Here is a 13,223-nt window from a genome sequence, read left to right as displayed (position 1 = left end):
AAGCCGCGGATGTGACTGCGGCTTTTTTGTATGCAGGTTTTCGATTCTACAGATGTTTTGCTTTTCTACGCAGCAGATATTTTTGGATTTTCCCTGTGGAGGTCTTGGGTAGGTCTTCAAAAATGATTGTTTTGGGTACTTTGTAATGGGCGAGGTGATCCCGGCACCAGCTGAATAAATCTTCTTTTGAGGTTTCGTGTCCTTGAGACAGCTCAACAAAAGCGCAAGGGGTTTCGCCCCACTTGTTATCGGGTTTGGCAACCACTGCGGCCGCTTCGACATCGGGATGCTTGTATAACGCGTCCTCGACCTCAATAGAGGAAATATTTTCTCCGCCTGAAATGATGATATCTTTTGAGCGGTCTTTGAGCTGAATATAGCCGTCGGGGTGCAGTACAGCGAGGTCGCCAGAATGGAACCAGCCATCGTAGAAGGCTTGATTGGTTGCGCCTTCGTTTTTGAAGTAGCCCTTCATGACAATGTTGCCACGGAACATGACCTCGCCAATGGTGTCGCCATCTGCGGGAACAGGCGTCATCGTGTTGCTGTTCATCACAGTCAGGCCTTCCAGCGCTGGGTAGCGAATGCCTTGGCGGGCTTTTTTGGCGGCGCGTTGGGCCGAATTTAACTCATCCCATTCTGATTTCCACTCATTGACCACTGACGGGCCGTAGGTCTCGGTTAATCCATAGACATGAGTGACGTGAAACCCTGCCTTGGCCATGCCTGCAAGAATGGATTCGGGTGGAGGGGCCGCCGCGGTGATAAAGTCCACCTGATGAGGCAGGGCGCGTTTTTCATCTTCTGTGGCGCTGAGCAGCGTTGACATAACAATAGGCGCACCGCACAGATGGGTGACGCCTTCATCAGCCATGGCGTCATAGATCGGTTTGGCTCGCACCGAACGCAAGCAGACATGGGTGCCCGCTACAACGGATATAGACCACGGGAAACACCAGCCATTGCAATGAAACATTGGTAAGGTCCAGAGGTAGACCGGATGTCTGGACAGATTGGCTGAAATGATGTTGGCATACCCCATCAGATAAGCACCGCGATGGTGGTAAACCACGCCCTTGGGGTCCCCTGTGGTGCCTGACGTGTAATTAAGAGCAATGGCATCCCATTCATCAGGTACACCGGGCCACTGGAAATCGGCATTTCCTTCATCCAGCAAATTCTCATATTCCAGCTCGCCAATATAGGGGCCGTTCTGAGTGAATTGCGGATCTTCATATTGCACAACCACCGGATCGATGTCAGCCAAGGCGAGGGCTTCTTTCATTACCTCGGAAAATTCGGTGTCGATGATGACCAGCTTGCTTTGGGCATGTTCAAGCTGGAAGGCGATGATCGCCGGATCCAGACGGGTGTTGATGGAATGGATTACGGCCCCGATCATCGGCACGCCGTAATGGACCTCCAGCATTGCAGGCACGTTTGGCAGCATAACCGAAACTACATCACTATGACCCAGTCCGCGCTGACTGAGTGCTGATCCCAGCTGGCGGCATCGGGCATAAAAGTCTCGATAGGATTTGCGATCTTGGCCATGGACCCAGGCGGTCCGGTCCGGGTGTGTGGTGGCTGCGCGTTCCAGAAATGTGATGGGGGAAAGAGGAACATAATTGGCCGGATTCTGATCCAGATGTGTTGAAAACGGAGTATTGGTCATTATGCCTTTTCCTCATTCCTATTACTGAAGCCTTTTGCCGATTGTGTCTGCTTTGCCAGCTCCGGCCATTTCTGGAATTTCTGTCTGGGTAAGTGTTTCCCTTGATACCATGATTGCCAAGCTGAACCTTTCGTCAATTGGTAATTTGGTTTTTTGCGTGATTTTGTTACAGCAGTGCGGGCAGGCTGTCAGCGCACAGCTTTAATGCCAATAGGAACATACCCAAATAGGTAAGGCGATAAAAGAAGGTCTGACTGATGCGTTTGACCAGATAAATGCCGAGCAATGTTGCCAGCGGAGCGATCGGCAGTAGGACAAGCGTTGTGGTTAGATTCTGGGTTGAGAATTGGCCCAGTGCAAAATAGGGAATCAGTTTTACGGCATTGACGATGGAGAAAAAATAAACAGATGTTGCAACAAAGGTCACACGATGCATGCCCATTGGAAGGGTGTGGATTTGATAAGGCGGGCCACCCGCATGGGCGACGAAACTGGTGAAGCCTGCAATCGAGCCCCAAATGACTCCGGATAGGGATCCGCGTGCTGCAACCGGTTTTTTGCGCACAACCCGCCAGATGTAATCTGCGACAAAAGCAAGGGCGACCACTCCGACCATCAAGCGGATAATCTCTTCATCCACTTGATCGGCCATGTACCAGCCAGCACCAATGCCTAGCATGGCATAAGGCAAGATGCCTCTGAGAACCGGCCAATTGGCTTTGCCGCGATAAGAATATAGTCCCACCATGTCCATAATGACCAGAATGGGCAGAAAGATCGCTGCGGCTTGTACCGGTGATATCACAAGAGCCATAATAGGCACACCCAGCATGGCTAAGGGGCCGCCAAAACCGCCTTTTGACAGCCCAACGAGGATGACTGCCGGAACAGCGGCAAAATAGAAGAGCGAATCAGTGATCATACCGTGGCTTTCGGGTGGGAAAAAATGCGTTGTGCGCTTTATCCGTTCGGTTGCAGCAAAAAGTCAAAGAAAATCTGTCCTGCCTTCCCCTTTTGCCGAATAGACCTGAGGCGGTTTGACGCGGTATTCATAAGCGGAAACCGACAATCGCTGGGAGGCATTGATGAGCGCCGAATATAGAAAAGTCTATGAAGGATGGAAGCAGGATCCAGAAGGTTTTTGGGCCGCGGCTGCTGAGAAGATCGATTGGTTCAAACCCGCGGATAAAATCTTCGATGCGGACGCTGGTGTTTATGGTCGCTGGTTCTCGGGGGCCGAGTGCAACACTTGTTTCAATGCCCTAGACCGTCATGTTGATGCTGGTCGTGGAGATCAGGCCGCTATTATCTATGATAGCCCGATTACAGATAGCAAAGAAACCTTCTCGTATGCTGACGTGAAAACGCAAGTTCAAGCTCTTGCTGCCGTGCTTGTGGATAGGGGGGTGGTGAAAGGTGACCGGGTAGTCATTTATATGCCGATGATTCCTCAGGCTGCATTTGCTATGCTAGCATGTGCCCGGATTGGGGCTATTCATTCGGTGGTTTTTGGAGGGTTTGCTGCCAATGAGCTTGCCACCCGCCTGAACGACGCCAAGCCTAAGGCTATTATTTCAGCATCTTGCGGCATTGAGCCTAACCGGACCATTGCCTACAAGCCCTTGTTGGACGAAGCCATGGCGTTGGCGACCCATAAGCCTAGTGCTTGCATTGTCTATCAACGCGAACAGTTGCATTGTGATCTGATCGAAGGCCGTGACGTTGATTACGGTGCCGCTGTTGCCAGTGCTATTGCTGCTGGTCGCGAAGTGCCTTGCACGCCGGTCTTGGCGACGGATCCCCTCTATATTTTGTATACGTCAGGTACCACCGGTCAACCCAAGGGTGTGGTTCGTGACAATGGTGGCCATATGGTCGCTTTGGAATGGAGCATGGAGAATGTCTACGACATTAAACCCGGCGAGGTTTTTTGGGCCGCATCTGACGTGGGGTGGGTGGTTGGCCATTCCTATATCGTCTATGCACCGTTAGTGCATGGTGCGACCACACTGTTGTTTGAAGGCAAGCCTGTGGGTACGCCTGATGCAGGTACATTCTGGCGTGTGATTGCCGAGCATGATGTTGTGGCGTTATTCACGGCCCCGACCGCGTTTCGTGCAATCAAGAAAGAAGATCCCGAGGGCACCTTTATCGGCAAGTATGACCTTTCAAAGTTGCGTACACTGTTTCTTGCTGGTGAACGGGCCGATCCTGATACCGTGCAGTGGGCCGAGGATATGCTGAAAGTACCTGTTATCGACCATTGGTGGCAAACCGAAACAGGATGGGCGATTGCGGCCAATCCGGTCGGTATCGAGCTTTTGCCGGTCATCCATGGGTCGCCCACCGTAGCGATGCCGGGTTATGATGTGCAGATCGTTGGTGCTGATGGTCATCAAGTTGGCGCCAATGAGATGGGTAATATCGTCATTAAACTGCCGATGGCACCGGGCAACCTGCCGGGCTTATGGCAGAATGATGAGCGGTTTAAAACCAGCTATTTGGAAGAATTTCCCGGTTATTATCAGACCGGCGATGCTGGTTATATGGACGAAAACAACTATCTCTACATTATGTCGCGCACAGATGACATCATCAACGTGGCTGGACATCGCTTGTCTACAGGCGCGATGGAAGAGGTCTTGGCCGGTCATTCAGATGTTGCGGAATGTGCTGTTATCGGGATCGCTGATAAGCTGAAAGGACAGCTTCCTGCTGGCTTTGTCGTGCTTAAATCCGGAGTAGATCGACCGATTATTGAGATCGAACAGGAGTTGGTCAAACTGGTGCGCCAGAAAATCGGGCCGGTCGCAGCCTTTAAGATTGCTGTGACGGTGGATCGTTTGCCAAAAACCAGGTCAGGCAAAATCCTGCGTGGCACTATGCGAGCGATTGCTGATCATCAGGATTATAAAATGCCTGCTACGATTGATGATCCTGCCATTCTGGACGAAATCGAACTGGCTCTGCGCGAGCATGGCATCTAGTGAACAGAACGCTCGTTGCCTGATGTTTTTGTGGGCTTGCCATAATGGTCACTTCATTGCTTTTGGATAGTCTATCCGTCTAAGAATGCCGAGTGGTTTGAAACGTTTACTTCAATCCACTCGGCAACAGGCGTTAGGATTAGATACTGTAAGTTGGTGATCTTTTGGCGCATTATAGAAGGGGGCTTTAAGTCATATTTTATAAGTGACCAAAGAACCGTGTCAAAGCCCCTCGTTACGAACGGCATCGTGTCCTATTATCTGGTCAAATGCACTACCTTCGATTGCATGATCTATTGATTGATATTACAGGGAGTGATAAGCCTTAAATACAACCAATCGTCGCATTGGATTGGCGGGTGGTTGTGGGGTATATCGTTTCTAAGGGATGGTTCAATGAAGGGCACAATACTTGATTTTAACGCTGCGAATGGTCAAGGTGTGATCAGTGGCGATGATGGCAAGCGCTACGTATTTTCTGAGGGTGATATTAAGTCATCTCTTGGTGGGCGTGCGGGTGGTAAGGTGGATTTCCAATTGGATCCATCCGGCGACGCAAGTGAAATTTATATGGAGATCGGCAGTGGTACTGATAGCAAAAACAAGATTGTAGCTGCTTTACTTGCGTTTTTCCTAGGATGGCTCGGCATCCACAAATTCTATCTCGGTAAAAATACAGCGGGCGTTATCATGTTGGCCGTATCTTTGCTAGGACTCATTCTGATCGGCATTCCTACTTTTATAATGGGCTTTATTGCTTTTGTTGAATTCATTATATATCTCACTCGCTCAGATGAAGAGTTTGAGCGAGTCTATGTTCAAGGGAATAAATCCTGGTTCTAGATTTTCTGTGAAGCTTGCGTAGCGATAAACAACAAAAGGCCGGGTCAATGACCCGGCCTTTTGTTGTTTATCGCTTGCGCTTTAGCGCGACATTTTACTGATCGTCTTCGTCTGTTTGTTCAGCGGGCTGGAAATTCGCAAAGACAGATGCAGCGTCCGGTATTTTCTCGTCATCGGGCTTCTCTTGCTCAACGCTTTTGAAGTTACCAAACGGATCTGCTGGATTGATTGTTTCACTGGTGGAGAGCAGGGTTTGCTGTTCGTCCATTTCAGGCCGCGCTGGCGCATCGGCTGCAGATTTTTTGACTTCCAGATCAAGATCCAACTGCTTGCAGATTCCCAAGGTCACAGGATCCATCGGACTCAACTGTGCGCTGTTCCAGTGGCTGCGATTGCGGATGGCTTCAATGGTTGGTTTGGTGGTGCCAACCAGACGAATGATCTGTGGATCCTTCAGCTCTGGGTGATTGCGCACGAGCCAAAGAATGGCATTGGGACGATCCTGGCGTTTGGAAACCGGTGTGTAACGGGGGCCGCGGCGTTTAGGCTCTGGAACGGTTACTTTTGGCGCAGCAAGTTTGATGCGATAGGTCGGTGTATTCTGAGCCCGCTCGATTTCTTCGCGCGTCAGCTGGCCGTTCATAATGGGGTCTAGCCCTTTAATGCCCTGTGCTGCTTCTCCATCGGCAATAGCTTTAACCTCCAACGGGTGCAGCTTGCAGAAGGCAGCGATCTGATCGAAAGACAGGGCTGTGTTATCGACAAGCCAAACTGCGGTAGCTTTCGGCATCAGTGGTGCATTCGACATGGTACATCCTCAATGTTGCTCAATCTGGATTTTAACCGGATCGGCCTTCTGGAAATTCTCTAAAACTGCAGGGAATAATCCTAGTATACTTGGAATGCTGCACATGCGCAAATAGGAAAACGGCCCAAATGACGTTTTTGAGCCGTTTTCTGATGGTCTTGATTGCTGCTCGGCTCTTTTTGCCTAGTCTGTAAGGCGAATGGTGTTGAGTGCAGCGGCAATTTCTTTAAATACGGCAACCATGTCCGATGTGGTTTGCGGAGTAAAAGCATTGGCTGGCAATGTGGCGCAGTTCTGCATCATGGTTGTCGTTGATGATCCGACATTACCATAAGCGATGGTGTAGACGATGACGCCTTCGCTTTTTGCCGCTGAACAGGCCTCCAATGTTCGGTTGTTCATTTCTTTTACTGTGCTGCTTGCCCCTGAGATACGCCCATCGTTGCTCCAGCCATAAGCTTGATACCTGCTGTAGGTGTTGGCTCCGTCGGACATTACAATCAGGAATTTGACATTCTCATCGTCAGAATGACTGCGGCCCTGAGTGTAAGGTGCTTGAGGTGACAGGATGCGCAATCCCCAAATGGTTCCCAGATGGATGTTCGTGTTGCCGCTTGCTCCCAAACCGCTGATGTGTGTGCGCACTGCATCCATATTCGTTGTCATAGGCAACAGGCGTTTGACGTAACAGCTGTAGTTAGGGCCTCGGTTCTTTGTGAAGGTCTGCTGATAATATTCGCCGAATTCTTTCCATATGCTTTTCGAAGGGCTGTTTTTGCTTACAGAGTTCGGCAAATAAGAATTATAGGAATTATATTGGTTGTCGAAATGTTCTCTCGTATCCGGGTAGAAGAATGGCAGGAAATAGCTTTCTTTGAAGCTGTCGTTTGGTGCCGTATCCTTGATATCGTAGGGGTGCATGCGCGCCTCAACGCAGCCTTCCCATTCTTCCGATTTGCCTGTGTAGGGGTCTTTTAACGTTTCGAACAGGTCAAAGCGGTTGGAATTTGTTGGCAGATTGTTGCGGTGGATTGATGTTTTGACATCCAGATCCAACCATGAGGTGTCGTCGGCACTGTCAGTATCAACACGGACAAGGTGGTTGAAAGGAACGACGCCAATACTCAGGTCTTCGGTATTTTGTTGGTTCTCTTCCAGAATGTCGACCAAAGACGTCGCTGCTTCTTTCAAGGCTGTGATGCGGGAGCCACTCATTGACCCCGAGTTGTCGAGCACCAGAGCCACTTCGATGCTCTTGTCTGACGCAACCGCACTGCTGTTTGCCTTGAAATCAGACGTATTGATGCCAGCAATGCGCATGAAGGTCGTGTCTGTCGAGCCACTGGCCCAGACTTTTAGCGCGCTAGGATTGCGTTCTATCTCAACAAGATCAATATTGACACTGACACTGGACGACAAGTTGGCGTCCACATAGGCCTCGATCATCGAGCGCACTTCGGAGTCGGTCATTTGAGAGATTTTTTTGACGGCGGCCAACGTCGCTGCGTCAATCGCATCCTGAGTTTCGGAGCGGGTCAGTGCGATGCGGGAATAATCAACCGCAGCTCCGAGCATCAGTATTATCGGTATCAAGACGGCTGCAAAAATAACGGCAATAGCACCGCTTTCGTCCGATGCGAAGGACCGTTCGTTTTTGATCGTAGGTCGCTTTGTAATTGCGTTGGCCGCGCGTTTGAAATGGCGCAGAAAGGGAATGGCAAACCCGTGCATGGCAAATCCTGTTCAGGCCCTTCGGGGACCATTGAAGCAAACTTTGTCCAATTGAAGCGAATGAGCCTTACTAATTTATTTCAAAATTGCACTAATCGTCGCAAATGCCCTGTATTCCTCCTGCATGGGTGAACAAACCTTTAATGCATTGCCTGAATATTCAGGGCTATTCCAAAGTCAGCATGATTTTTCCGATGTGGTTGGAGCTTTCCATCAAGTGATGGGCTTGGGCTGCTTGGTCTAGCGGGAAGGTTTTGAATATCTGTGGTTTCAACCCACCTTCAGCGAAGAGAGGCCAGACCTTTTGTTTCAATTCATCGACAATGGTCGCTTTGAATTCATCGGAACGGGCGCGCAGGGTTGATCCGGTGTGAACCAGTCGCTTCATCATTAAGCGACGAAAATCGGCTTCTGCGACTCCCCCCTTTAAGAAGGCGATCTGTACAATGCGCCCATCTTGAGCGGCTATGACATAGTTTTTTGAAATATAATCGCCGCCGACCATATCGAGGATGACATCAACGCCCTTCTTGTTGGTCCAGCTTTTGATTTCCGTGACAAAGTCCTGCTCACGGTAATTGATTGCCAAGTCTGCGCCGAGCGCCAGGCAAGCATCGCATTTTTCTTGATTGCCTGCGGTGATCGCAACCTGTGAACCGAAGGCCTTGGCCAACTGGATGGCCGTCATGCCAATGCCGGACGATCCGCCGTGGACCAAAAGGCGTTCGTTGGGTTGCAACACCCCACGTTGAAATACATTGTGCCAGACAGTTATGTAGGTTTCGGGCAAGCTTGCGGCTTCTACAAAACTCCAGCCGTCTGGGACGGGGAGCAGGCTCCCCTTATGTGCTAGGCAATAGTCAGCATAGCCGCCACCAGATACCAAAGCCGCTGTTTTGTCCCCTATGGCCCAGTCTTTAACATTGGCGCCGAGTGCAACGACTTCTCCTGCTATCTCTAGGCCAAAGATATCCGAGGCTCCGGGAGGTGGGGGATAGTGCCCTGCTCGTTGAATGCAATCAGGCCGGTTAACACCAGCAGCCTTTACTTTGATCAAAACTTGGTCATCTGAGGGGTGTGGCACCTGGCGGCGGGTGATCTCGAGAGCGTCGGGGCCGCCGGGTTCTGGTGCGATGATGGCATTCATTTCGGTGTGCTGTGGCATGGGGCATCTCCCTTGTTGTTGCATGCAGTTTTAGCCTATCGGTGCCGTTTGGGAAATGGGCTCTATGACCAAAGGTGTGAATTGGGGATTTAAGGGCGTACGGGAATGATGGGGTGTGTCTTCTACCGCAAGTATTTATAGTTAATGAATATATAATGTGTTTTGTACCAAAGTCTTCAATTGAAACGATTTTGTGTTTGTTGCTTCATTATGGGATTTAATTTTTCTTTACCTGCGTATTAACTATTTGGTAACCAAATTAAACGTTAATGAATAGTATCCTTTTTATTTGGATGACGAGTGCCTCCTGTCACTTTGTTTGACGCCTCCCTGTCAACACCTAAGAGCCGTTCTTTACGGCTCTTTTTTTCTTTGTATCAGGTGTGGCAATTTAGCATTCAATTTTGAGCCTATTCTTGGTTTTCATCTATAGGATCTTTATTTAAGTGTTTGTTTCATTTATGTTAATTTGATTTTGAATGTGTAAAACTTGCTATCCGCGATGCGACAATAAGGGCAATGGTTCATAATTCAGCCATGCTTTCGCCCCAATGTCGTGGCTGATCTGTGATCAAGCGATGATGTGAGCAAATATAGGCCCCTCCGATCCAAGAAGCGTTGATAGCATAGGGTGCCTTCTGCTAACTTGATTTTTGGGGCCGTGTCATCTGTCTCGTCTTTGCGTGCTCAAATGGCTGTCAAGACCGGTTTGGTCTATTGGCACAGTTTGTGCTTGATATCCTCGTAAGTGACACATTGATGAATTGCCTGTTTGAATCTGACACATCGGTCATGCTAGGCAGTACCAGACAGTTGGAGGTCATATGAACGACAAGCGTAGTCAGAATTTAAATACTACTCCAGTCTCCTTCGGTGCCAAGTTGGCCGACTCAGACAGTTTCAAAGCTTTGTTTCGGGACGGGATGTCTTTGGTAGAAGAAGCTGCAGATTATCTAGACGGTGATGGGCGTGCTGAAGCCAAGAGCCTGCCGCGCGTCGCGTCGCTTGCCTATGCGACCGAATCCATGCGTCTGACCACTCGTCTGATGCAAATGGCCTCTTGGTTGTTGTTGCAGCGTGCCGTTAACGAAGGCGAAATGAGCTTGGAGCAAGCGGGACAGGAAAAGAACAAAGTTCGATTGCACGGACTGACCACGCCCAAGGACGGACCGGGTTGGGACGAGTTGCCTCTTCGATTGCGCGCCTTGATCGAACAATCTTTGCATTTGCAGAAACGCATTCGTCATCTGGATGAAGTGATTTATTCGAAAAGATCGCTCGAACCAGAGGAAAGTGTAGAGCAAGCCAATCCTGTTGGGGACCAAATTGGATTGATTGCCAATGCCTTTGCCGCCAAAACAGCAGAGCAATGACATCGGCTTGAAGCTGCGGGCTACGAGGCGATTGTTCGGTCGTTGATCTTTAGAACTATTGTGAGAGAAAAGGTGCCTTTGGGCGCCTTTTTTTGTGGCTGGAAATGGCTTGCTCATTTGAATGCATCTGCATCTAAACGGAGGGCATGAAAAAACCCGGTGCGGTGCACCGGGTCTGATCGTTTTGAGACAAAATCGTTTGGCTATTAAGAGCCCAAGAAACCGGAGAATTTGTCTTTAAAGCGTGAAACGCGTCCACCACGGTCCAGCAGCTGGTTGGTGTTGCCAGTCCATGCAGGATGGGAGGTTGGATCAATGTCCAGGTTGAGGGTCGCGCCTTCAGAACCATAAGTGGACCGGGTTGTGAATTCGCTGCCGTCTGTCATGACAACTTTGATCATGTGATATTCTGGATGGATATCTTTTTTCATTTTAGAACGTCCTTAGCACTAGAGTGTTTTTCGCATTCCTATCAATGACGAAAAATGCTCCAAAATTTGTTTGATGCACATCGTGATCCAAAAAACCAAGGGGACTTTTGGCGATGTTCATTCGGATCGCGATGCCGCAGCGATGCTGCTGGACGATCTGCGAGATCCAACAAGTTAAGCTGCGGGGCGGATTAGGCCACGCAGCCGTAGAGATAATTCGTGGGTTCCTATAGCGCAGTGTGTTGAGATATACAAGCCTGATACCTATGTAGAGAGGGAAAAATGCAGACCCGAAGCGAAATGGGGTCTCATAAAGTGCAAAAATCAGATTATGTCTGGTGAATAGAAATTTGGGCCGTGCATTTATCAAATTTGCCTGCCTTTGCATGGCGCGTTGGGCGCAGCTTATAGTTTTGGAGTATCCATGGCCGAATCCGATGTCGCATCTTCCTTTCGCCTGCAGCCACTGGTCCGCCTTGCACCCTATGCCATGCGGTATCGCGGTGCGGTAGCGGCCGCATTGGCTTCGCTTTTGGTTGCTTCTTTCGCTACTTTGTCGCTGCCGTTGTTGATGCGCGGCTTGGTTGATAAAGGATTGTCTGAGGACAATGTTGCAATGGTGGATCACTATACGGGGTGGTTGATTGTTGCAGTGTTGTTTTTGGCTCTGGCCAGTGCGAGCCGCTATTATTTTGTCATTATCCTCGGCGAGCGGGTTGTCAATGATTTGCGCCGTGATGTCTTTGCCAAGCTGACGGTTTTATCGCCCGAGTTTTTCGATCGGGTGCGCAGTGGTGAAATTGTCTCTCGCTTGACAGCAGATGCTACCCAGATCAAATCGGCGGTGGGAGCGAGTGCCTCCTTGGCATTGAGGAACTTTGTGCTGTTTATTGGCGCAGCTGTGATGATGGTGATCACCAGCCCTGAGATGTCTCTGCTTGTATTGGGAGCGATCCCCTTCATTGTTTTGCCTTTGGTGGGGCTGGGGCGATGGGTGCGCAAGAAACAACGCTTTGCACAGGATAGGCTGGCTGACAGCTCCGCTTTTGCCACAGAGGCTATAGGGGCCATGCGAGTGCTACAGTCCTTCACGCAGGAAAAGCGCGTTAACGGGTTCTTTGGCGAGTCAATTGAGCAAGCTTTTGGCGCTGCCCGTCACTCGGTACGGGCCCGCGCTTTGCTGACTGCCTTTGCTATGTTCTTCATTTTCGCGTCCATTGTCGGCGTGCTTTGGTATGCAGCGCAGGATGTTACCGCCGGAACCCTCTCGGCTGGCGCGCTCAGTCAATTCGTTATCTATTCTACCATGGCTGCTGCGGGCCTTGGCGGCTTGAGCGAAGTGTGGGGCGAGATATCCCAAGCGTCCGGTTCGGCTGAGCGATTGATGGAGTTGATGGACGAAGACGTTGATGTCCAGTCGGTGACCAATCCGCTGCCTTTGCCAGCCGCTGCTGCGCTTTCTGTGACTTTTGATCAGGTTTGTTTTCATTACCCTAATGCAGAGAAGAGCCCTGTTCTTGAGGATCTGTCTTTTGAAATCCAGGCTGGAGAAACGGTTGCTATTGTGGGGCCTTCCGGTGCAGGAAAAACGACCATATTTCAGCTGTTGATGCGCTTCTACGATACCGAAAAAGGTCGTTTGCTGCTTGGTGGTCAACCGATTGATCAGGTGTCGCTGCACGACTTGCGCAGTGCGATGGCCTTGGTGCCACAAGAACCCGTAATTTTTGCCATGTCTGTGGCAGATAATATCGCCATGGGTCGGGATGGAGCCAGCCGGGAAGATATTATAAAGGCCGCCAAATCAGCGCATGCGCATGGGTTTATTTGCGACATGTCCGATGGTTATGATTCGCTGATTGGTGAGCGCGGCGTGACCTTATCTGGCGGTCAACGACAGCGGTTGGCGATCGCACGTGCGATTCTCAAAGACGCGCCGATTCTGCTGTTGGATGAAGCCACGAGCGCGTTGGATGCTGAAAGCGAGACTCTGGTTCAGGCTGCGTTGGACGACATGATGGTTGGACGCACGACAATCGTTATTGCTCACCGCTTGGCGACGGTGAAAAAAGCGGACCGCATACTTGTTCTCAAAAAGGGACAGGTGGTCGAGCAAGGCAACCATGACAGTTTGGTGGCGCAAAAGGGTCTCTACGCGCGGCTCGCAAGCCTGCAATTTGGTGACGACCTAGAGGTGTGATCGAGTCGCG

At 50.2% G+C, this 13,223-nt stretch carries 10 protein-coding genes; 4 read left to right on the top strand and 6 right to left on the bottom strand.

Annotated elements, in window-relative coordinates; genetic code table 11:
• Window positions 1-46: 46 nt before the first annotated feature.
• Both C0081_RS20745 and C0081_RS20740 read right to left on the bottom strand, forming a co-directional pair.
• A complete protein-coding gene (locus C0081_RS20745; RefSeq protein ID WP_101535651.1) occupies window positions 47-1,675 on the bottom strand; it encodes an acyl-CoA synthetase in 1,629 nt (542 codons plus the stop codon).
• 166 nt (window positions 1,676-1,841) lie between these two features.
• Entirely contained in the window at window positions 1,842-2,597 is a 756-nt protein-coding gene (locus tag C0081_RS20740; RefSeq protein ID WP_101535650.1) for a sulfite exporter TauE/SafE family protein, read from the bottom strand.
• A gap of 163 nt (window positions 2,598-2,760) precedes the next feature.
• Between C0081_RS20740 and C0081_RS20735 the strand changes: the two genes are divergently transcribed.
• Complete coding sequence (locus C0081_RS20735; protein WP_101535649.1) at window positions 2,761-4,662, top strand: propionyl-CoA synthetase; 1,902 nt, start codon at window positions 2,761-2,763, stop codon at window positions 4,660-4,662.
• Between the two features lie 396 nt (window positions 4,663-5,058).
• A complete protein-coding gene (locus C0081_RS20730) occupies window positions 5,059-5,505 on the top strand; it encodes a TM2 domain-containing protein (RefSeq protein ID WP_101535648.1) in 447 nt (148 codons plus the stop codon).
• A 94-nt stretch (window positions 5,506-5,599) separates the two neighbouring features.
• Here the strand turns inward: C0081_RS20730 and C0081_RS20725 are convergent, their stop codons facing one another.
• The 3 genes from C0081_RS20725 to C0081_RS20715 form a co-directional block, all read right to left on the bottom strand.
• Window positions 5,600-6,313 (bottom strand): DUF1013 domain-containing protein, encoded by a 714-nt coding sequence (locus tag C0081_RS20725; RefSeq protein ID WP_101535647.1) that lies wholly within the window; start codon window positions 6,311-6,313, stop codon window positions 5,600-5,602.
• Window positions 6,314-6,496: 183 nt separating this feature from the next.
• Entirely contained in the window at window positions 6,497-8,044 is a 1,548-nt protein-coding gene (locus tag C0081_RS20720; RefSeq protein WP_101535646.1) for a TadE/TadG family type IV pilus assembly protein, read from the bottom strand.
• Window positions 8,045-8,210: 166 nt separating this feature from the next.
• A complete protein-coding gene (locus tag C0081_RS20715) occupies window positions 8,211-9,209 on the bottom strand; it encodes an NAD(P)H-quinone oxidoreductase (protein ID WP_101535645.1) in 999 nt (332 codons plus the stop codon).
• 824 nt (window positions 9,210-10,033) lie between these two features.
• Here C0081_RS20715 and rcdA point away from each other — a divergent pair.
• Window positions 10,034-10,582, top strand: a complete 549-nt coding sequence (rcdA, locus tag C0081_RS20710) for a protease adaptor protein RcdA (RefSeq protein ID WP_101535644.1) — start codon at window positions 10,034-10,036, stop codon at window positions 10,580-10,582.
• A gap of 206 nt (window positions 10,583-10,788) precedes the next feature.
• Here rcdA and rpmE read toward each other — a convergent pair whose 3' ends face one another.
• A complete protein-coding gene (rpmE, locus tag C0081_RS20705) occupies window positions 10,789-11,013 on the bottom strand; it encodes a 50S ribosomal protein L31 (RefSeq protein WP_101535643.1) in 225 nt (74 codons plus the stop codon).
• A gap of 424 nt (window positions 11,014-11,437) precedes the next feature.
• Between rpmE and C0081_RS20700 the strand changes: the two genes are divergently transcribed.
• Complete coding sequence (locus C0081_RS20700) at window positions 11,438-13,213, top strand: ABC transporter transmembrane domain-containing protein (protein WP_101535642.1); 1,776 nt, start codon at window positions 11,438-11,440, stop codon at window positions 13,211-13,213.
• Window positions 13,214-13,223: the final 10 nt, after the last annotated feature.

It is taken from the genome of Cohaesibacter celericrescens, assembly GCF_002866925.1.
In the GTDB taxonomy this organism is placed as follows: domain Bacteria; phylum Pseudomonadota; class Alphaproteobacteria; order Rhizobiales; family Cohaesibacteraceae; genus Cohaesibacter; species Cohaesibacter celericrescens.
The sequence above is the reverse complement of the archived record's forward strand: the minus strand, read 5'-3'. Positions and strand labels throughout refer to the sequence as shown.

Bases quoted from the DNA above. Each gene is read 5' to 3' on its own strand.
- C0081_RS20725 (WP_101535647.1), bottom strand. From the start codon at position 6,313: ATGTCGAATGCACCACTGATGCCGAAAGCTACCGCAGTTTGGCTTGTC.
- rcdA (WP_101535644.1), top strand. From the start codon at position 10,034: ATGAACGACAAGCGTAGTCAGAATTTAAATACTACTCCAGTCTCCTTC.
- C0081_RS20720 (WP_101535646.1), bottom strand. From the start codon at position 8,044: ATGCACGGGTTTGCCATTCCCTTTCTGCGCCATTTCAAACGCGCGGCC.
- rpmE (WP_101535643.1), bottom strand. From the start codon at position 11,013: ATGAAAAAAGATATCCATCCAGAATATCACATGATCAAAGTTGTCATG.
- C0081_RS20745 (WP_101535651.1), bottom strand. From the start codon at position 1,675: ATGACCAATACTCCGTTTTCAACACATCTGGATCAGAATCCGGCCAAT.
- C0081_RS20735 (WP_101535649.1), top strand. From the start codon at position 2,761: ATGAGCGCCGAATATAGAAAAGTCTATGAAGGATGGAAGCAGGATCCA.
- C0081_RS20730 (WP_101535648.1), top strand. From the start codon at position 5,059: ATGAAGGGCACAATACTTGATTTTAACGCTGCGAATGGTCAAGGTGTG.
- C0081_RS20700 (WP_101535642.1), top strand. From the start codon at position 11,438: ATGGCCGAATCCGATGTCGCATCTTCCTTTCGCCTGCAGCCACTGGTC.
- C0081_RS20715 (WP_101535645.1), bottom strand. From the start codon at position 9,209: ATGCCACAGCACACCGAAATGAATGCCATCATCGCACCAGAACCCGGC.
- C0081_RS20740 (WP_101535650.1), bottom strand. From the start codon at position 2,597: ATGATCACTGATTCGCTCTTCTATTTTGCCGCTGTTCCGGCAGTCATC.